The 19961-nt window shown below is 61.9% G+C and carries 19 protein-coding genes and 1 tRNA gene; 9 read left to right on the top strand and 11 right to left on the bottom strand.

Annotated elements, in window-relative coordinates; translation table 11 throughout:
* The first annotated feature begins 7 nt into the window (after positions 1-7).
* Entirely contained in the window at positions 8-1207 is a 1200-nt protein-coding gene (locus MUU55_RS06720) for an amidohydrolase family protein (RefSeq protein ID WP_244760017.1), read from the top strand.
* A gap of 60 nt (positions 1208-1267) precedes the next feature.
* Here MUU55_RS06720 and MUU55_RS06725 read toward each other — a convergent pair whose 3' ends face one another.
* The 3 genes from MUU55_RS06725 to MUU55_RS06735 all read right to left on the bottom strand — a co-directional run bounded on the left by MUU55_RS06725 (position 1268) and on the right by MUU55_RS06735 (position 4630).
* Positions 1268-3829: a GcvT family protein gene (locus tag MUU55_RS06725; protein WP_244760018.1), complete on the bottom strand. Its 2562-nt coding sequence runs from the start codon at positions 3827-3829 to the stop codon at positions 1268-1270.
* A 208-nt stretch (positions 3830-4037) separates the two neighbouring features.
* Positions 4038-4238, bottom strand: a complete 201-nt coding sequence (locus tag MUU55_RS06730; RefSeq protein WP_244760019.1) for a helix-turn-helix transcriptional regulator — start codon at positions 4236-4238, stop codon at positions 4038-4040.
* Entirely contained in the window at positions 4235-4630 is a 396-nt protein-coding gene (locus MUU55_RS06735) for a hypothetical protein (protein WP_244760020.1), read from the bottom strand. Before MUU55_RS06735 ends, MUU55_RS06730 begins: the two co-directional genes overlap by 4 nt.
* A gap of 342 nt (positions 4631-4972) precedes the next feature.
* On the opposite strand from MUU55_RS06735, the gene chrA reads away from it, so the two are divergent.
* Positions 4973-6349, top strand: a complete 1377-nt coding sequence (gene chrA / locus MUU55_RS06740; protein WP_244760021.1) for a chromate efflux transporter — start codon at positions 4973-4975, stop codon at positions 6347-6349.
* Here the strand turns inward: chrA and MUU55_RS06745 are convergent.
* Positions 6346-6903: a helix-turn-helix domain-containing protein gene (locus MUU55_RS06745; protein WP_244760022.1), complete on the bottom strand. Its 558-nt coding sequence runs from the start codon at positions 6901-6903 to the stop codon at positions 6346-6348. The genes chrA and MUU55_RS06745 overlap by 4 nt on opposite strands.
* A gap of 72 nt (positions 6904-6975) precedes the next feature.
* Between MUU55_RS06745 and MUU55_RS06750 the strand changes: the two genes are divergently transcribed.
* The 5 genes from MUU55_RS06750 to modC all read left to right on the top strand — a co-directional run bounded on the left by MUU55_RS06750 (position 6976) and on the right by modC (position 11722).
* Complete coding sequence (locus MUU55_RS06750; protein ID WP_244760023.1) at positions 6976-8112, top strand: aminotransferase; 1137 nt, start codon at positions 6976-6978, stop codon at positions 8110-8112.
* Between the two features lie 163 nt (positions 8113-8275).
* On the top strand, positions 8276-8422 hold the full coding sequence (locus MUU55_RS06755) for a DUF1127 domain-containing protein (RefSeq protein WP_117371435.1): 147 nt from the start codon (positions 8276-8278) through the stop codon (positions 8420-8422).
* Positions 8423-8953: 531 nt separating this feature from the next.
* Complete coding sequence (gene modA, locus MUU55_RS06760; protein WP_244760024.1) at positions 8954-9727, top strand: molybdate ABC transporter substrate-binding protein; 774 nt, start codon at positions 8954-8956, stop codon at positions 9725-9727.
* Between the two features lie 223 nt (positions 9728-9950).
* Complete coding sequence (modB, locus tag MUU55_RS06765; RefSeq protein ID WP_244760025.1) at positions 9951-10652, top strand: molybdate ABC transporter permease subunit; 702 nt, start codon at positions 9951-9953, stop codon at positions 10650-10652.
* Positions 10649-11722 (top strand): molybdenum ABC transporter ATP-binding protein, encoded by a 1074-nt coding sequence (modC, locus tag MUU55_RS06770; protein WP_244760026.1) that lies wholly within the window; start codon positions 10649-10651, stop codon positions 11720-11722. Before modB ends, modC begins: the two co-directional genes overlap by 4 nt.
* Positions 11723-11726: 4 nt before the next feature.
* Here the strand turns inward: modC and MUU55_RS06775 are convergent, their stop codons facing one another.
* Together MUU55_RS06775 and aptA are read right to left on the bottom strand one after the other, a co-directional pair.
* Positions 11727-12086 (bottom strand): winged helix-turn-helix domain-containing protein, encoded by a 360-nt coding sequence (locus MUU55_RS06775; RefSeq protein WP_244760027.1) that lies wholly within the window; start codon positions 12084-12086, stop codon positions 11727-11729.
* A gap of 59 nt (positions 12087-12145) precedes the next feature.
* The gene (gene aptA / locus MUU55_RS06780) at positions 12146-13483 is read right to left on the bottom strand and encodes an omega-aminotransferase AptA (RefSeq protein ID WP_244760028.1); all 1338 of its coding nucleotides are present in this window, start codon (positions 13481-13483) and stop codon (positions 12146-12148) included.
* A gap of 144 nt (positions 13484-13627) precedes the next feature.
* Between aptA and MUU55_RS06785 the strand changes: the two genes are divergently transcribed.
* Positions 13628-14176 carry a cupin domain-containing protein gene (locus MUU55_RS06785; protein WP_244760029.1) on the top strand — a complete coding sequence of 183 codons (549 nt, stop codon included), beginning with the start codon at positions 13628-13630 and terminating at the stop codon, positions 14174-14176.
* 142 nt (positions 14177-14318) lie between these two features.
* Positions 14319-15884, top strand: coding sequence for a calcium-binding protein (locus MUU55_RS06790; protein ID WP_244760030.1), 1566 nt, complete (start codon positions 14319-14321; stop codon positions 15882-15884).
* Positions 15885-15985: 101 nt separating this feature from the next.
* Here the strand turns inward: MUU55_RS06790 and MUU55_RS06795 are convergent, their stop codons facing one another.
* The 5 genes from MUU55_RS06795 to MUU55_RS06815 all read right to left on the bottom strand — a co-directional run bounded on the left by MUU55_RS06795 (position 15986) and on the right by MUU55_RS06815 (position 19741).
* A complete protein-coding gene (locus MUU55_RS06795; RefSeq protein ID WP_244760031.1) occupies positions 15986-16174 on the bottom strand; it encodes a YegP family protein in 189 nt (62 codons plus the stop codon).
* A 344-nt stretch (positions 16175-16518) separates the two neighbouring features.
* Positions 16519-16743, bottom strand: coding sequence for a hypothetical protein (locus tag MUU55_RS06800; protein WP_244760882.1), 225 nt, complete (start codon positions 16741-16743; stop codon positions 16519-16521).
* 398 nt (positions 16744-17141) lie between these two features.
* Positions 17142-18077 (bottom strand): hypothetical protein, encoded by a 936-nt coding sequence (locus MUU55_RS06805; protein ID WP_244760032.1) that lies wholly within the window; start codon positions 18075-18077, stop codon positions 17142-17144.
* Complete coding sequence (locus tag MUU55_RS06810; RefSeq protein WP_244760033.1) at positions 18074-19324, bottom strand: MBL fold metallo-hydrolase; 1251 nt, start codon at positions 19322-19324, stop codon at positions 18074-18076. Before MUU55_RS06810 ends, MUU55_RS06805 begins: the two co-directional genes overlap by 4 nt.
* A gap of 343 nt (positions 19325-19667) precedes the next feature.
* Positions 19668-19741: transfer RNA gene (locus MUU55_RS06815), tRNA-Gln, on the bottom strand.
* Between the last annotated feature and the right edge of the window lie 220 nt (positions 19742-19961).

The following is a 19961-nucleotide window of genomic DNA, read 5'->3' on the forward strand; positions in this document are numbered from 1 at the left end:
CGACATCATGGCCGGTATCGAAACCCTGTTCACCCAAGCGAAGCTGGCGGATGGTTCGCTGAACGATATCGGCGTGGCCTCCGGGCGCATCGTCTCGATTATGCCGGCCGGCTCGGCGGAGACCGGCACGGAGCGGGTGGATATCGCGGGCGCGTTGCTGGTGCCCGCTTTCGTCGAGGGGCATATCCATCTCGATACCAGCTTCTACGGCGACAAATGGATCCCGCACAAAGCCTGCACCAACGGGTTTGACGTGCACCAGCGCGTGGCCTTCCAGGCTCAGAACATGGCGCAGGCGGCGCCCATGGCGGAACGCGCCCGCAAGCAGCTGGAACTCTGCGTCGGCCACGGCTCCCTCTCCATGCGCAGCCATGTCATGGTCGATGCTTCGGTCGGCCTGAAATCGCTGGAGACGATCCTGGCGATCCGCGAGGAATATCGAGGGATCATCGATATCCAGCTCGTCGCCTTCCCGCAGAGCGGCATCCTCAAGAGCCCCGGCACGGCCGAACTGCTGGATGAGGCGATCGCGATGGGCGCCGATCTCGTCGGTGGCCTCGACCCGGCAAGTTTTGACCGCGACCTGCAGGGCCATCTCGACGTGGTCTTCGGCGTGGCGGAGAAGCGCGGCGTTGGCGTCGATATCCACCTGCACGATTTCGGCTCGCTCGGCGTCTTCACGGTCGAGGAAATCTGCGCCCGCACTGTGGCGCTCGGGTTGCAGGGCAGGGTGGCGATCAGCCACGCCTATGGTCTTGGCAATCTCGATGCCGACGGCGTTCGCCACATCGGCGCGAAAATTGCTGCCGCCGGCGTCTCCATCATGACCAACGCTCCCGGAGACCACGCATTCCCGCCTGTCGCGCTCCTGCGCGCGGAGGGTGTCAACGTCTTCGCCGGAAGCGACAATATCCGCGATTCCTGGTGGCCCTATGGCGACGGCGACATGCTCGGCCGCGCGATGATGATCGGCTACCGCTCCGGCTTCTATACCGACGAGGAACTGAGTGCCGCCTTCGACGTGGTGACGGCAGCGAGCGCGAAGGCGCTCGGCCTTGAAGGCTACGGCATAACCATCGGTGCCAAGGCGGATTTCGTGACGCTCGATGCCGAGCATGTGCCGGAAGCCGTGGTGGCCGTGCCGAAGGGGCGCCGGGTGTTCAAGGGCGGGCGGCTTGTTGCCGAGAACGGTACCGTGATCCGCTGATACAAAACAAAAAAGGGCGCGCCATCGGCACGCCCTTTCTTTTTTGCGCCTTAACGCCGCTTATGTGCGCGGCTTGAGGTTTTCGGGGTCGTAGAGCGGCTTGTAGCCGATACTGACCACTTCGACCGGATAGATCTCGTCGAAATACGAGATGGTGAGCTTGCGGCCTTCCTGGCAATAGGCGTGCGGCAGGTAGGCCAGGGCGATGTTCTTGCCGATGGTCGGGCCGAAGGCGATGGAGGTCGTGTAGGAGCGGCGGCCGAGCTCGTCGATGAGGACTTCGCCGGTTTCCGGATCCATGACCGGCAGGTTGCCGAGCGGGTAGCGCTTCACGCCGTTCCTGTCCGTATTCTCGGTCATGACCAGCGTGCAGAGCATGGCGGGCTGATGGTCGCGCGCCTTGTATTCCAGATGCTTGGCCTTGCCGCGGAAATCGGCTTCCTTGACCTTCGGACGGGCAAGGTCAGCCTCGATGAGGTTGTACTGGGTTAGCAGGTCGGCGTTCTGCAGACGCAGGCTCTTTTCCATGCGGCGTGAATTGGCATAGGTCTCGACGCCGACGGCCATCGCACCGGTGGAGCGCAGCGCATCCCAAACGGCGAGGCCATCCTCGTACTTCATGTGCAGTTCCCAGCCCTGCTCGCCGACATAGGAGATGCGGAAGGCGGTGATGTTCTTGCCGGCGATTTCGATCTGCTTGATCGCGGCGAAGGCGAAGTTTTCCTGGTCGAGACCGGCCGGATCCGCGACGACCTTCTTCAGGTTCTCGCGGGCATTCGGGCCCCAGATGCCGATGGTGATATACTTTTCCGACGTGTCGGTGATGGTGACATCAAGGCCACGGTCCTCGGCGACGCGCTTCATGTAGTGGAAGTCGCGCGGGCCGGCGTCAGCGCCGTTCACGAGGCGGCAGCGGTCGGCCATGCGGAAGACGGTAAAGTCGGCGCGCGCCATGCCCTCGTCATCGAGGAAGTGGGTGTAGATGCCCTTGCCGATATTGCCGTCGCCGCCGATCTTTGCCGCGCAGAGCCATTCCAGCAGCTCGACATGATCGGGGCCTTCGATATCGACCATATGGAAGTGCGAGAGGTTGATGATGCCGACATCTTCGCTCAGCGCCAGGTGTTCGGCATTGGAAACGCGCCAGAAGTGGCGGCTGTCCCATTCGTTCTCGCGCACCGGCACGCGGTCACCGTACTTCTCCAGGAGGTGCTCGTTGGCGGCGTAGCCATGCGCACGCTCCCAGCCGCCGAGTTCCATGAAGTAGCCGCCGAGTTCCTTTTCGCGCTCATGGAAGGGCGAGCGCTTGGCGCCGCGGCCTGAGGCATAGGGTTCGCGGTTATGCACGGCCGGGAAGTAGATCTTCTGGGCGGCCTCGTACGAGCGGCCCTCGATGAATTCTTCCGTCAGCTGGTGCGGGTAGAAGCGCGAATAGTCGATCGAGTTGTGATCGATCTCGGTGCGTCCATCCGTCATCCAGTCGGCGATGAGCTTGCCGTAGCCGGGGCCGTCCTTGACCCAGATGGCAACGCAATACCACAGGCCGCGCACCTTCTGGCTCTCGCCGCAGGACGGGCCGCCGGCGGCGGAGACCTGCAGCAGGCCGTTGAAGGAATGGCCTTCATTATAGCCGAGTTCGCCGAGGATCGGCGTCAGTTCCATGGCCTTTTCGAGCGGCTCGAGGATCTGCTCCATGTCGAGGTCGCGCTGCGACGGCGACAGGCGCGCCTCGTGCTTTTCGAGAATGTCGCGCGGGTGGCAGAGGCGCGGATTGGTCTGCTCGTAATAGCCCCACTCGATCTGGCCGCCCTCGGTGGTCTTCGGGTCGCCGGTGTCGCGCATATAGGCGGAGTTGCCCTGGTCGCGCAAAAGCGGGAAGCCGATCTCCTTGCCGGTGCCTTCGAACTCGTTGTACGGACCGAAGAAGGTCAGCGGGTGGTCGACCGGCATGACCGGCAGGTCTTCACCGACCATTTCGGCAATCAGGCGGCCCCAGATGCCGGCGCAGACGATGACGTGATCCGCCATGATCGTGCCGCGATGGGTGACGACGCCCTTGATGCGGCCGCCTTCGACGATCAGCGACTGGGCCGGCGTGTTGCCATAGACCTGCAGCTTGCCGGACTTTTCGGCGGCATCGACCAGCTTGCCGGCGACGGTCTGCGAGCGCGGGATGACGAGGCCGGCATCCGGGTCGAACATGCCGCCCATCACCTGATCCTGCTCGATCAGCGGGAACATTTCTTTGATCTCGGCCGGCGAGACATAGTGCGCACGGGTGCCGAACGCCTTGGCGGAGGAGAGCTTGCGCTTGATCTCTTCCATCCAGGTATCGTCGCCGGTGCGGGCGACTTCGAGACCGCCGATGCGGGCGTAGTGGCCCATCTTCTCGTAGAAGTCGATCGAGTACTGGGTGGTCCAGACCGAGAGATAGTCATGGCTCGTCGTGTAGCAGAAGTCCGAGGCATGCGCCGTCGAACCGATGTCGGTCGGAATGCCCGACTTGTCGATGCCTACGATATCGTCCCATCCGCGCTCGATGAGATGATGGGCGATGGACGCGCCCACGATGCCACCCAAACCGATGATGACGACCTTCGCCTTTTGCGGAAACTCTGCCATGTGCTGGACCCCGATGAAATATTGCGGCCGATCTTAGGGCCTGTGTTTGCGCCATTAAAGCCTGTCTGCGACGGGGCCGCGACCAGTTCCGACAGTGCCCGAAACGGATCATGGATGCGTGTTGCGACAGGACGGCAAAACGGCAGCCGTGCCTTCCATAGCAAATCCTCACGCTCTGCAAAGGGGGATGGGGCTCTGCCGAGCGCCGCTATTCCGTGGCGTCCGGCACGAAGATCTCTTCGATGGCAAGGCCGAAGACACGGGCTATCTTGAAGGCAAGCGGCAGGCTCGGGTCGTAGCGTCCGCGCTCCAGGGCATTGATCGTCTGGCGCGACACGTCGAGCCGGTTTGCCAGCTCCATTTGCGACCAGTTCCTCTTGGCGCGAAGCTCCTGAATGATGTTGTTCATCGATAGCGCAGACGCCCCATGACGACGCCGACAATCCAGAAGCCGCACATCAGGGGCCATACCGTGAAGGCCGTCAGCTTCGGGAACCCGGCATTTTCCAGAAAGCCATAACTGAACGTCACCAGAGCCGTTCCCGCGAAGGCCAGCGCAAAAGCCTCGAGTTGCAGCCTGCGATGCATTTCGTCGAGACTGCGGATCAGGGACAGAATGGACCACCCGAGAAAGAGCGCAGGGACCATGGGAGCCAGCGAAATGGTGACCCGCATCGCACCGTCCGGAATGCCTTGAGCCAGAACACGCAGTGAAATGATCAGCACGACGATATAGCCCAGCATGCTCAGCACGAAGGGCAGCCAGGGGCGGACGATGGAGAGGCGGGTGGTGTGAGGCATCGAAATGTCCTTCTATGTAAAGTATGCTTTACATCGTCGTTAATTCTGAAGATGTCAAGCTTGCTTTACATTTTCGATCGCCAAGCGATGGTCGGCGGCGCCTGTCAAACAGCGCCGAGTCTCGTTTATTGTCGTATAACCGTTGGAAAAACACGCAAAAATGCCCGATGCTTCGCGTCCGCGGAGGCGGTAGACGCCAGCTTCTGCGGACCACTTACGTCCTCTCTCTATCTGGCTCATTCACCCATGCGTTTACCAGTGTCATCGAACCCCGCCGCCAACCCCAACATGACAGCGCAGGCGGCCGCTGCAATCGATCCTGATGGCGAGGAAACCGGTTCGATGAACGACAAGACCACCATGCCGCCGGAGCACGGCGTCTCCTTCGGCGAGGCGTTCAAGGTCTGGGCGCGGGTGGCGGCGCTGAGCTTCGGTGGGCCAGCGGGGCAGATCGCGGTCATGCACCGCATCGTCGTCGACGAGAAACGCTGGATCGGCGAGGGGCGTTTCCTGCATGCGCTGAACTATTGTATGCTGCTGCCAGGACCGGAGGCGCAGCAGCTTGCCGTCTATATCGGCTGGCTGATGCACAGGACGCTTGGCGGCCTTGTCGCCGGCCTGCTCTTCATCCTGCCCGGCTTCCTGTCGATCCTCGCGCTGAGCTATGTCTATGTCATCTTCGGCGATGCGAGCGTGGTGGAGGGCCTGTTCTTCGGGCTGAAGGCGGCGGTGCTCGCTATCGTCGTGCAGGCGGTGTTCCGCATCGGCAGCCGGGCGCTCATCAATCCGGCGATGCTCGCGATTGCCGCGGCCGCCTTCCTCGCCATCTTCGCCTTCAAGGTGCCGTTCCCGCTCATCGTGCTGATCGCCGCCATCATCGGCTATCTCGGCACGGCGTCCGGCTCACGGCTGTTCCGCACCGCCGCCGGCCATGCCGCGGGCAAGGGCGCGGTGTTGCAGGATCGTGATTCGCTGCTCGGCGAGACGACGCCCGCTCATGCGCGGCCCGGCCTCGGCTGGTCGCTGAAAATCTCGGCGGCGCTGCTCTGTCTCTGGCTGCTGCCGGTCGCACTGATCTGGTTTGTCGCTGGCGGTAACAGCGTGTTTGCGGAAATCGGCGTCTTCTTCAGCAAGATGGCGGTCGTCACCTTCGGCGGCGCCTATGCGGCGCTGGCCTACGTGGCGCAGGAGGCGGTGCAGCACTATGGCTGGCTGAAGCCCGGCGAAATGCTCGACGGGCTCGGCCTGGCCGAGACGACGCCGGGACCGCTGATCATGGTGCTGCAATTCGTCGGTTTCCTCGGCGCCTACCGCGATCCCGGCAGCCTCAACCCCATGACGGCGGCGACGCTGGCGGCGATCCTCACCACCTGGGTCACCTTCGTGCCCTGCTTCCTCTGGATCTTCCTCGGTGCACCTTTCATCGAGCGGCTGCGCGGCAATGCTGCGCTTTCCGGCGCGCTCTCGGCGATCACTGCCGCCGTCGTCGGCGTCATCCTCAATCTGGCCGTCTGGTTTGCCGTGCACACGCTGTTTGGCGAGGTGACGGTTTTCACCGCCGGGCCGCTTCGTCTCGAAATGCCCGTGCCGTCCACGATCATCCTGCCCTCAGCTCTGCTTGCCGTGGCCGCCGCCGTCGCGCTCTTCCGGCTCAGGATGTCCGTGCTGCCGGTCCTCGGCCTCTCGGCCCTTGCCGGTATGCTCTGGACGCTTCTCTAGATCACCACGTTGCGCACGAAGCGCACCACGCTCTCGCCGGCATTGAGATAGGCATAGGGCTGGTCGGTGGCATAGACGGCAAAGGTACCCGCCGGAAAATCCTTCGCGACGCCGGACAGGTCCAGCCGCAGCGTGCCTTCGGTGACGAAGATCATCTCGTGCCAGCCGGTCGGATCCGGCTCCGCGTCGTAGCGTTCGCCCGGACCGAGCGACCAGTACCACATCTGCGTTTCCGCCGTCGCGGGCGCGGAGCCCAGCAGCACGGCGGCGCTCTCTTCGTTTGTGCCGCGCCACGTTACTTCGTTGATCCCTGAGGACGGCGGGCGGGCCGGATCGCGCACCAGATCGACGAAACCGACGCCGATGGCGGCGGCGAGCTTGTCGAGGCTCGACAGGCTGATATTCGCATCGCCCCCCTCGACCGCCACGATCATGCGCCGGCTGATGCCGGAGGCCTCCGCGAGCGCGGCTTGGCTGAGGCCCGCCTTCTGGCGCAGGCGCCGCAAATTGCCGGATACGTGGGCGAGGACGTCACTGCGTTCTTGACTGTGCAATATACTGCTCATATCGTTGGTTTCAGAGGCGGCGTTGCCGCATGACACCTTCTAACCCGAAAGGAGCCCGCCATGAAGATACGCGATTTCGGCGTCGAGATCTGGATGAACCGCTACGAGAACCATTGCGAGCTGAACCTTGCCGAAACCTGCGTGGAATCGCTGACGGTGGAGGAGCTGCTTGACATGGCCGGCAAGAAGGAGGCGATCCTTGCCGAACTGCTGCCGATGAAGCTGACCTATGGTGCCATCGAAGGCAGCGAGCGGCTGCGCAAGCTGATCGCCGGTCTTTATGAAAAGCAGGCGATGGAAAACGTCGTCGTCACCCATGGCGCGATCGGCGCCAATGCGCTGGTGCATGAAACCCTGGTGGAGCCGGGCGACCGCGTCATCTCGGTTCTGCCGACCTACCAGCAGCATTATTCCATTCCGGAAAGTTTCGGCGCCGACGTGCAGATTCTCAAGCTGACGGCCGAGCATGGCTTCCTGCCGGATCTTGAAGAGCTGCGCCGTCTCGCGACGCCGGGCACCAAGCTGATCTGCCTCAACAACCCGAACAATCCTACCGGTTCGCTGATGGACCGCGATTTCCTGCTTCAGGTCGTCGAGATCGCCCGTGCCGCCGGCGCCTGGATCCTCTGCGACGAGGTTTATCGCGGTACGGACCAGGAAGGCGACGGCATGACCGCTTCGATTGCCGATCTCTACGAGAAGGGCATTTCGACCGGCAGCATGTCCAAGACCTATTCGCTGGCCGGCCTGCGCCTGGGCTGGATCGTCGGGCCGCAGACGCTGCTGCATGCCGTCTCCATCCATCGTGACTACAACACGATCAGCGTCGGCATGCTGGACGATCATTTCGCGGCAATCGCGCTGGAAAATCGCGACAAGATTCTCGCGCGCAGCCATGCCATCACCCGCACTAACCTCGCCATCCTCGCCGCATGGGTGGAGAGCGAGCCGCTGATCTCCTGGGTAAAGCCGAAATCCGGCACGACGGCGCTTTTGAAATACGACCTGCCGATGACGTCGGAAGCCTTCTGCACCAAGCTTCTGGAAGCGACCGGCGTGATGCTCACGCCCGGCAGCGCCATGGACATGGAGGGGCATCTGCGCATCGGCTACACCAATGGCGAAGAGGTGCTGCACGAGGGGCTCAAGCGAATCTCCGCCTTCCTGAGGCAGGAACAGGCATCACAGGCCGCCTGAACGCATCCTTAACGAACGCTTACGGCACCCATGCGCCATTCGCATGGGTGTTCTGCCATCTCCGCGCTGTTCCGCATTGCAGCATAGAGCTATAAAGCCGCCATCGAAAGACGCGGCGCCACGGACCGGTGCCGAACAGAGAGCCTCCGGAAAGGGGATCATCATGAACATGGCACGTTCCTTCAACAATTGGCGCAAGTATCGTCAGACCGTCAACGAACTCGACCGCATGACCACGCGTGAACTGCGCGATCTCGGTATCGAACGTTCGGAAATCAAGACCGTCGCCCGCGCTGCCGTCGGTTTCTGATCGGCAGGCTGCAAAGCCAAAGAATTCTGGAACGCCCGCCCTCCGGCGGGCGTTTTTGCATGTGCGAACAGCCTGGTCGCGATTGGGATTGGTTCGGCAGGTTGAGATATTCGATCCGCGCATAGCGCATAGCTGCATTGCAAAACGATGCCTATGAAATGATCAAGAATCGCATATAGTCATATTTATCGAAGCAACGTACCTCCTCCCACGAAGCTTCGATTGTGCAGAAGGCCCACTCCTCCTCCCAGGGCCGACTGCGGGAATGGCGGCACTCCTCCTCCCAGTCGCCATTCGGTTCTATCGGAAAGCCTGCCGCACCTCCTCCCGCGGCAGGCTTTTCCATTTCTGGACCTTGTTTTCTTTCCCAATCTACAAACGCGCGCCTCTTTTCAATGACCGCCATCACAGGCTTTTCATCGAAGTCTGTTTCCCTGTATTTTTGAAAATATAGCGCTGGCCAAGCCGTAAATGCCGATATATTCAATGAGATATCACGCTGCCGGGAAGGCAGGAAAAGGGAGAGCCGGAATGAATCGTCGCCTGATTTTGAAACTCGTCGTCGCCGCCTTCGCGTCGCTGCCGCTTGCCCTGCCGGCCGCAGCCGCCGAAAAGGTCACCGTTTTCGCTGCCGCCAGCCTCAAGAATGCGCTGGATGCCGCCAATGCCGCTTGGTCGAAGGACAGCGGCAACGAGGCGACCGTCTCCTATGCCGCAAGTTCGGCGCTCGCCAAGCAGATCGAGGCGGCGGCCCCCGCGGATCTCTTCATCTCGGCTGACCTTGCCTGGATGGATTATGTCGCTGAAAAGAAGCTGATCAAGGACGGCACCCGCGTCAACCTGCTCGGCAACCGCATCGTGCTCGTCGCACCGAAGGACAAGGCCTCGACGGTCGAGATCAAGGAAGGCTTCGATCTCTCTGGTCTCGTCGGCGACGGCAAGCTCGCCATGGGCGCGGTCGACAGCGTGCCGGCCGGTAAATACGGCAAGGCGGCGCTGGAAAAGCTCGGCGTCTGGTCATCCGTCGAAGGCAAGGTCGCCGGCGCGGAAAGCGTGCGCGCAGCGCTCGCGCTCGTCTCGCGCGGCGAAGCGCCCTATGGCATCGTTTACCAGACGGATGCCGCCGCCGATCCGGGCGTCGCCGTCGTCGGCACCTTCCCGGAAGACAGCCACCCGCCGATCATCTACCCGGTCGCCATCCTCTCGGAATCCAAGAGCGCTGCCGCTGCCGCATACCTGGACTTCCTGAAGTCCGACAAGGCCGCGCCGTTCTTCACCGAGCAGGGCTTTACGATCCTGAAGTGAGGCGAGCCTCGCGATAGGTTTGGCCACTAGCCTGAACCCAGTCGTATTGGCCTTGCATCCTCTCAAACGTCATCCTCGGGCTTGACCCGAGGATCCATGCCGCGGGCGTGGTGTGGATGGTCGGGTCAAGCCCGACCATGACGACGGAGAGGGAAGGGCTCAATCGACAATATCCAGCCCCGGTCCCGGTATCCGGGACCGTTCGCCTTTCAAGGAAGCATGTGTGGACTGGCTAGCGCTCAGCGATGAGGAATGGACGGCGATCCGCTTGAGCCTGCGGGTCTCGTCGGTGGCCGTGCTCGTCAGCCTGCCGCTCGGCATTCTCGTCGCGCTGGCGCTGGCGCGCGGACGCTTCTGGGGCAAGTCGCTCCTGAACGGCATCGTGCATCTGCCGCTCATCCTGCCGCCCGTCGTTACCGGTTTCATCCTGCTCGTGCTGTTCGGCCGGCGCGGTCCCGTCGGCGCCTTCCTCAACGACTGGTTCGGCATCGTGCTCTCCTTCCGCTGGACGGGCGCGGCGCTGGCCTGCGGCGTGATGGGCTTCCCGCTGATGGTGCGCTCCATCCGGCTCTCCATCGAGGCCGTTGACCGCAAGCTGGAGGAGGCGGCCGGCACGCTGGGCGCGAGCCCCGCCTGGGTATTCCTCACCGTCACCCTGCCGCTGATCCTTCCGGGTGTTCTCGCCGGCATGATCCTCGCCTTCGCCAAGGCAATGGGCGAGTTCGGCGCGACCATCACCTTCGTCTCCAACATTCCCGGCGAAACGCAGACGCTGTCGGCGGCCATCTACACCTTCACCCAGGTGCCGGGCGGCGATGCGGGCGCGCTGCGCCTCACGCTCGTCGCTATCGCCATTTCCATGGTCGCGCTGCTCGCCTCCGAAATCCTGGCGCAGCGCCTCGGCCGCAAGGTGAACCTCGAATGAGCCTCGTGGTCGAAGTCCGCCACCGGCTCGGCGATTTTTCGCTGGATGCCGGTTTCACCGCCGAGGGCGGCGTGACCGCCCTGTTCGGCCGCTCCGGCTCGGGCAAGACCTCGCTGATCCGCATCATCGCCGGCCTGACGCGGCCCTCGGAGGGTCGCGTGCAACTCGGTGACGACGTGCTTGTCGATACGAGCCGCCGCCTCTTCGTGCCGCCGCACCGCCGCCGCTTCGGCTATGTGTTTCAGGAGGCCCGCCTTTTCCCGCATCTCACGGTGCGGCAGAACCTGAATTACGGCCGCTGGTTCTCGCCGAAGGGTGCGCGCCCGGAAAATCCCGGCCGCATCATCGCTCTGCTCGGCATCGGCGATCTGCTCGATCGCCAGCCGGCAAACCTCTCGGGTGGCGAGAAGCAGCGTGTCGCCATCGGCCGCGCGCTGCTGGCGTCGCCGCGCCTGCTGCTGATGGACGAACCGCTCGCCGCACTCGACGAGGAGCGCAAGGCCGAAATCCTGCCCTATCTCGAACGCCTGCGCGACGAGGCCGGCATTCCCATCGTCTATGTCAGCCATTCCGTCGCCGAGGTCTCCCGGCTGGCCGACAGGGTGGTGCTGATGGCCGGCGGCCGGGTCGAGGCCGTCGGTCCGGTTTCCGATGTGCTCGGCGGCCCGCGCCTGGCCTCCGCCATCGATCGTCGCGAGGCCGGCAGCGTGCTCTCGGGCCATGTCGAGACGCGTGATGCCGAGCATGGTCTGGCCACCATCCGCCTCGATGGCGGCGCCGCCATCCTCGTGCCGGGCGCCATGGTGTCTCCCGGCGACGCGGTGCGCCTGCGCATCCCCGCCCGCGACGTCATGGTGGCGACGGTGCGCCCGGAGGGTCTGAGCGCGCTCAACATTCTGGAAGGCACGGTGGAGGCCATCGAGCCCGACGGGGAGGGCATGGCAAGCCTGCGCATCGCTTGCGGCGGCGATCACGTGCGCGCCCGCATCACGGCGCTCTCGGTCGAGCGGCTTGGCCTCACGCCGGGCCTGCCGGTTCATGCCGTCATTAAGACGGTCGCGCTCGAATAGATTTTTAATCGGCGAGATTGGCGACGATCCAGCCGATCTCGTCGGCCAGCGCCGCTCGCGCCTTCTCTTCCATGGCCTGGTAATGCGCGATAAGCGCCTCGCCGAAGGGCGTGAGCACCGCGCCACCGCCCTGCTTGCCGCCGCGCTGCGATTCCACCACCGGCTCGCGAAACAGCCGGTTCATCTCGTCGACCAGAAGCCACGCGCGGCGATAGGACATGTCCATCGCCCGGCCGCCAGCGGAAATAGAGCCGGTCTCCTTGATATGCGCGAGAAGCTCGATCTTGCCGCGCCCGATCCGTCCCTCCGGGTCGAATTGCAGGCGGAAGATGAGTTTCGGTTCGCTTTTACCGGATGCTGACATGAAAAGGGCCCGTAGTGACTACGGGCCCAGATATAACAGCGTTTTGCGCCGTGGGAAGTTTAAGCTGCGCGCTTCAGCGCATCGCCGAGGATCGAGACGATATCCTCGAAGTGCTTCTTCTCGGCGATCAGCGGCGGCGAAAACGCGATGATGTCACCGGTCACGCGGATGAGCAGGCCCTTCTCGAAGCAATCGACGAAGACGTCATAGGCGCGTGCGCCGACGGCGCCGTCGCGGGGGGCAAGCTCGATGCCGGCGATGAGGCCGATCGTGCGGATGTCGATGACATGCGGCAGGCCCTTCAGCGAATGCATCGCGGCATGCCAATCGTCCTGCAACTCGACGGCGCGGGTCAGGAGGCCTTCGTCGCGATAGATGTCGAGCGTCGCGATACCGGCGGCGCAGGCCGCCGGATGACCGGAATAGGTGTAGCCGTGGAACAGCTCGATGGCGTTTTCCGGGCCATGCATCAGCGCGTCATGCACCTTGCGGCTGGAGAAGACCGCGCCCATCGGGATCGCGCCGTTGGTCAGGCCCTTGGCGGTGGTGACGAGATCGGGTGTCACGCCGAAATAATCGGTCGCGAAGCCTGCACCCAGGCGGCCGAAGCCGGTGATGACTTCGTCGAAGATCAGCAGGATGCCGTGCTTGTCGCAGATGGCGCGCAGCTTTTCGAGATAGCCCTTCGGCGGGATCAACACGCCCGTCGAGCCGGCAACGGGTTCCACGATGCAGGCGGCGATCGTCTCGGCGCCATGCAGCGCGACCAGCCGTTCGAGATCGTCGGCCAGTTCGGCGCCATGTTCCGGCATGCCCTTCACAAAGGCATTCTTGGAAAGGTCATGCGTGTGGCGCAGATGGTCGGAACCGTTGAGCTGCGGGAAGACGCGGCGGTTGTTGAGAATGCCGCCGACCGAGATGCCGCCGAAGCCGACGCCATGATAGCCGCGCTCGCGACCAATGAGGCGCGTGCGCGTGCCCTGGCCGATGGCACGCTGGTAGGCGATTGCCATCTTCAGCGCCGTGTCGACCGATTCGGAACCGGAACCGGTGTAGAACACGCGGTCGAGCTTCGCGCCCTCGGGGCCGGGGGCGATTTCGGCGAGACGCTCGGCGAAATCGAAGGCGATCGGATGGCCCATCTGGAAGGAGGGCGCAAAATCCAGCTGCGTCAGCTGGCGCTCGACGGCGGACGCGATCTGCCGGCGGCCATGGCCGGCATTGACGCACCAGAGGCCGGCGGTGCCATCGAGTACCTTTCGGCCGTCGGCGCTGGTGTAATACATGCCTTCGGCGCTCGCGAGCAGGCGCGGCGCGGCCTTGAACTGGCGGTTGGCGGTGAAGGGCATCCAGTAGCTGTCGAGCACCGGTGCGTTGGGTTTGTTATGGGCGTTCATGGCAGATCTCCTCTGGCTGGCGCGATAGACGTCATGATTTGCCATGCCGAACAAGTCCTTTTCTGGTTGACGTCAAGCCTTTGAAATTAAAAGGTGCTGGAAGAGCAGTTTTCGCTATTTCGCACATCTAGAACAGGAAATGCCATGTCGGTCGATATCGGGGGCAGGCTGCGCCACCTGCGCATGGCCCACAATCTCTCCCAGCGCGAGCTCGCCAAACGGGCGGGCGTGACCAATTCGACGATCTCGCTGATCGAATCGAACGCTTCCAACCCTTCCGTCGGCGCGCTGAAGCGCATCCTCGACGGCATCCCCATCGGTCTTGCCGAATTCTTCGCCTTCGAGCCCGACCGTCCGAAAAAGGCGTTCTACCGCGCCGACGAACTGGTGGAGATCGGCAAGGGGCCGATCTCCTTCCGCCAGATCGGCGACAACACCTTCGGCCGCAGCCTGCAGATCCTGAAGGAGTGCTACCAGCCCGGTGCCGATACCGGAAAGGTGCTTTTGGTGCATGAGGGCGAGGAGGGCGGCATCGTGCTCTCCGGCCGCCTGGAAGTGACCGTCGATGACGAGCGCCGCATCCTCGGCCCCGGCGATGCCTATTACTTCGAAAGCCGCCGCCCGCACCGCTTCCGCTGCGTCGGACCGGTGCCCTGCGAGGTCATCAGCGCCTGCACCCCGCCGACCTTCTGAATTCGCGATGCGCTTTGCATAAGGCGCGAAGTGTAGAGGCGGCGCATTACATATGTGGCAAATAAATAAACCGGAAAATGAATCTTGCGGATAACGCAATCAATGCGTTAAGTTCGCGGCGCTTGTAAATCAGGGGCGCATTATGGCAACGATCACAGTTTTTGACGGCGATTTCAACATAGTCGATATCGCCAATGCTTGGGACGAATATCCTTGGGTTGCGACGAGATCAACGTCGAAATATACGCTGAAGGACGACAAAAGCCTTGGTGGAATTGAACTTTACGGGACGAATTTCACCTATGATGGTCCGAGCGGTCCGCTGAGCTCAGGTATTGTCAGTACTGTCAAGTTCTTTAACTACGATGGATCTGTCGCGTGGACGATTTCCGGGCTGACGCTGAGTGCGAAGCAGTTCCGAGACGCGGCGAGCGATAGCTACTCCGGCAATATTCAGCCTCTCCTGACGCTTTTTGCCAATGTGAACACCGTCTTCAAAGGCGGGGACGGCGATGATGTGTTCTGGGGCAGTGCACTTACCGACAATATCAGCGGTGGTTATGGGGAGGATTATCTGACGGGTGGCTTTGGCAACGACACCATTTCGGGAGGTGGCGTAGCTGCCGCTGTTCCGGTCGAGTTCGATACGCTCGACTACAGCCGCGAAAGCGGCGGCGGTTCTATCCGTGTCGACCTCACCAAGAACACCGTCATCGATAGTTATGGCACGACGGACAAGATATCCGGTTTTGAGATCATCGTCGGTGGTGACGCCAACGATACCTTCATTGCCTCTTCAGGCAGCGTCTATCAGGGGTTTGTCGGCGGCAGGGGAGACGACATCTTCAGAGGGGGCGCGGGCAAGTATGACGTCGTACATTACGATCTGGAGTATTATTCCGGTGTCAGAGTGTACCTGAATGGTGACGGAGACGGCAAGGGATATGCCTTCGATACGTTCAACGACCGCGATTCCTTGACAGGCATCGACATCGTTCGGGGCACGAGGGGCGGCGATACTCTGGTCGGTAGCGCGGCAGCGGAAACGTTTACCGGAGGTAGTGGCGAAGACAAGATCGACGGCGGATCGGGGTTTGATACCGTTGACTACGGTTACGAAAGCGGCGATCGGGCTGTATCCGTCAATTTGGGCGCTATTCGCGGCATCGATACCTATGGATATATCGATGAGCTGAAGTCGATCGAGAACGTCATCGGCAGTGGCTTCGCAGACCGTATCACAGGTAGCGCTGCTACGAACCGCCTGGACGGAAGGGCCGGACATGATGTGTTGCGCGGCCTTGGCGGGAATGACACGCTGATCGGCGGAAACGGCAATGACCGGCTTACTGGCGGTACCGGCTCGGACAAGCTTTTCGGGGGCGCTGGGTACGATACCTTTATCTTCGAGAGCGCCTTGGGAAGCGCCAATGTGGACACGATCGGCGATTTCAACGTCGTCGCGGACACGATCTGGCTGGAGAACGCGATTTTCACGAAGCTCGTCGGTACCGGCCAGTTGACGGCCGGGCAATTTTACAAGAGTGCGGCAGGCGTTGCGATTGATGCCGATGACCGCATTATCTATGAAACAGATACGGGCAAGCTGTTCTACGACAGCAACGGCAAGGCCGCAGGGGGTGTTTCCCAGATCGCCCTGCTCAGCAAGAATCTCGCTTTGACGGCTGCGGATTTCTTCGTCATTTGACGATGGAGAGCCGTTCGGCATCGCGGCCGCATGCCGAACGGCCAGACGTCAGGCAAAAGAAAGCCCGCTGGAGTCCTGCGGGCTTTTTACATGGCGATCGATCAGGCCTGCGGCATCGTGTTGTCTTCAACAGGCGCGCCAGGGCCGTTCTTCTTGATGGAATCGATGGCGTTCTGTGCGCTTGCCTTCGAGGAATAGCCTTCCGTCGAGAACATCACTTCGCTGTTGTACTTGAAGCGAACACGAAACTCGCCAGCCTTGTCCTTGTAGATCTCGAACTTGTGCGCCATGGGATATTTCCTCCATACCGGCGTGAATCGGACAAAAGCAACGTGCCAGCCGCCGGGAGTGCTGACAAGGGTGTATGGCAGTTCGCAACACCTGTTTATCGTTTGGATTCAATCGCCGTGTCGTCTTGCCTCTCAAGGCCGAACGCCTTGCGGGGCGCCATCATAGGCGACGGGCCGCAATGGAGCTAACGGCACGCCCCCGGTTACGCCGGGCCATAGGGATAATCGGCTTCTCTCGCCTTATCGCTGGCGGAATCCGGCCGGTCGTTTCGCCAGCGTGTTGCAGGTCAATTCGTCTGCCGTGGTGAGCATGGAGTACCAAGCGAACGGGACGCCGCGCGTCATCACGCCGCCTTCTTTTTCCGAAGGCCGAGAAAGGCAAGCGCTCCCGCGCCGATCCCGTAAAGAGCCCATTCGAATGGCAGGAGGTCTGCCGTCTCGCTGCGAATCGGCAACATCGCCACCGTGCCGGGCGCGGTTTCAAACCCGATCTTCCCCTCGGCTTTAGCCGCGGCGATCTGTTCCGGCGAAACCTCCCATTGCGCGCCGTTTGACGTATCATACGCCATTTTCCCGCCACCGACGGCAAGAGCGACGAGGGCGGCGATAACGAGGTTTCTGGCTGTCGGCACGATTGATTTCCCTGCTGATGTTCCAGCCTGAGAAATAAGCGGGGATCGCCGACGAGGCAAGCCTATGACCGATACGACGCCGTGCTGCGCTGCCGGCCAGCCACTGACGCCTCCCCGGCACCCATGTCGCCAGTCGAACATTGTGAGCAAGGCAACGGGGAGATCGCCCCCTCTTCAGTCCAATACGTCTGCACGGGATAGTCGTCGACGATATTCGGTTTTCCTGACGAAAACAGACGACGATTTTTCTGATGCGTTTCCCTCGTCGGTTACCCGCTTGCCGTCTTCATTTCAGGCCCTCGAAAATTGCTCCCTTCTCGAGGAAGGCGCTGTTGTTAGCGGATTGCCACAGATTGGCGTGTCGGATTGCCGATGGCACGCACGCGGCCGTCCAAATGGTCCTTCAGCTTTTGCAGATGGGTGACCCAGGCCTCATCGTCCCGCTGGGCTTTGTCGAAGCCGAAGATGAGAAGATAGGGTTTGGCGTTGATGAGTGGCGGGATATTGCTCTGCGCGATAGAAAGGATCGCGTCATGAAGCTTGGGTGCATCACCGTTACGGACGAGTTTCTTCATCGCATTGAGGCGCACAAGGGCTTTGGCGACCTCGACATAACCGTCCTTCAATGCGTCTGCGTACCGCGTCAACGCGTTTTCGTAGTCGTTGATCTGGCCGATGACGGCGGGCAGGCCATCTCCGGTGGCGCGCAATGCCCCATTGGTGAAGTGCTTGGCCTCGCAGAAAACGACCTCCGGCCCGGTCTTGGTGTTACGGATAACGGCAGCATCGAGCCGGTCGTGTTGCTGCGTGGTCGCTTCGTCCGTTACCGCGCGGGTCAGTGCGATTTCCGCGTCGATAATCGCGGGATCGCCCACAAGCAGCGGATGAAGCCCGGATTTTTCCGGTCCCGCGAAGGAGGTCGCGGCCCGCATCATCTGACGAAGGGTTTCGGGCCCTTCATAGCTCTCCCGCATCGATGACGCTGCCGGATTCTGAAAACGCCCGTCGATCAGGGGAACATAGGTCTGGGCCTGCCGGACCAGGTATTTGATATGCGTGGAAGGGACGACGCATTCTTTGATCCAATCGATCTTGAAGATGGACGCGCCCCGGTAATAAGCATTGAGCGAATTGCGCCGGACCGCGATGAACAGGTCGTCACTTCTCAGAACGTCCTGCCACCAGTTCGGGGCCGGCGCTGCGGCAAGAGCCTCCAAGGCATCCAGAAACGCGGCATCGAGCTTTCGATGTGTGGCAACAACGTCCGTCATGCGGCGATCTCCCACCAGTCGCCGTCTTCCTTCCGGGTGACACGCGACCCGAAATGGTCCGGGAAACGGCCCGGTTCGAATGTGTGAATAGGAACCAGCATCTTCGGGGCGATGGCATCTGCCAAGCGCTTCAAATCTCCGATGCTGGCGTGTCCTGATGTGTGGGCGTGTTCGAGCGGAATGCCGCGCGCGGCAAATTCCGCGACGATCTTGCGGCCCTTGTCCTGTTGCAGATAGCCGTCCCATTGCGACCAGACGGCCACCGCGCCGTTAAGGCAATCGGCCCGGTCGAGGTCGGCAAGCATGGCAGGCCGGAAGAGGAAGGCAGCCTTGCCGGCCAGAGCTTTCAGGTCCTCGGGGAAAATGCGGTTCGCCTTGTGCGGCTCCAGAAGGTCGAACCGCTCATCCTGCTTGATGCGAACCCGCTGATAATGCGGCACGTAGACGGCTACATTCGGCCAGTCCGATTGCGGGATGTTGGCATTGCCCGTAGCCCGCAGGATTTCGGCGGCGTAGAGGTCGATGACGAGCGTTCGCCCGCTGCGTTTGCAGGCGCGATACAGGCTGACCATTCTGTCGATGTTCTGCGCTGACGTCGCGACCAATGCCATGCCTTCGGCACGCTGGAAGATACCCAGCAACTTGCCTTCGATCTCGGTTTCCGTCGGGAACTGCCGGCCGGCATCGAGCCGCCCCAGCGTCGATCCTTCCATCAGCAGCACGTCGATATTGCGGGGTGGGTTGGCGACAAGCCGCTCGAACAGCGCGCCCTTGCGGCCATGCGCCCGGAAATCCCCGGAATAGAAGAGCCGCCTTCCGTCCGCCTCGACCTCCAGCGCGTAGGCGTCATAGGCAGAATGGTCCACCAGATGCGGCGTCACGGTGAACGGCCCGAAGGTCAGGGGTGTCCCGCTGGAAAACTCGACGGCTTGATGGGGAACGTAGGGTTTCGGCAGGAACGGCTGTGCCGCCTTCAGGATCCGGTGTGTCGCTGCGCCGAGTGCGACGGGGAGGGCTGCGCCTGCCAGATGCGCCAATCCCCAATGATCGAGATGACCGTGGGAAAGGACCAAGGCCAACAGGTCTTCGCCGCCTTGAAGGCCGTCGACGGGCGGATGAAGGGTGACATCGTCAGGGTTGCCATCGAGAGGCAATCCGAGGTCGAGCAAAATGCGCGCACCCTGCGATTCCAATTCGATACAGCTTCCGCCGATCTCCTTGGTTCCCCGGTGTATTCTAACGCGCATTGCTCCTCCATGGAGGCCGAGAAATCAACCCTGGCGAGCAGCGTAGACACTTTCATATGGTTTTTGCCAGTGTTTTTTTAAGGCGGCATGCCTGTTGCCCTCGACGTATGAAGGGGCGAGCGCTTGTCGCCTGGAATTTACGTCGGCGAAGAGTGATACGGGGCATCTCGCAACAACCTGCATCGCCGATTCTGGCGTTGACCGTGCTTACCTTGATGCGCGGGAGCGCCAGACGGAAAATCCGACCATAGACCTTCTCGACAAGAGCGCTATGCGTTGTCGTCCAGCGTCATGCCTGATGACACGGCGTAGCTTTGCAGAGTGACTGTGTTTGGAAAGTGATTGGCTGGGGAACCTGGATTCGAACCAAGATTAACGGAGTCAGAGTCCGTCGTTCTACCGTTGAACTATTCCCCAGCATGGCTGGTTCCGGTATGGCCGGGGGCCTGTGAGGCGGGCTTATAAACAAACGGCGGCGAGATGCAAATGGTTTTTTTGAGAAAATTGCATCGGGTCCCGCAAGGCCGCTTGCGTCGCGGTTCCGTCACAAAAAGAATTTGGCGAACGGCCCGGGCGCTGGTAATGTCGCGCCAACGAAGATCGAGAGAGCGCCTGCTTGCAGCCCAAAGGCTTTGCG

This window comes from Shinella curvata, assembly GCF_022899935.1.
Classification (GTDB): Bacteria; Pseudomonadota; Alphaproteobacteria; order Rhizobiales; family Rhizobiaceae; genus Shinella; species Shinella curvata.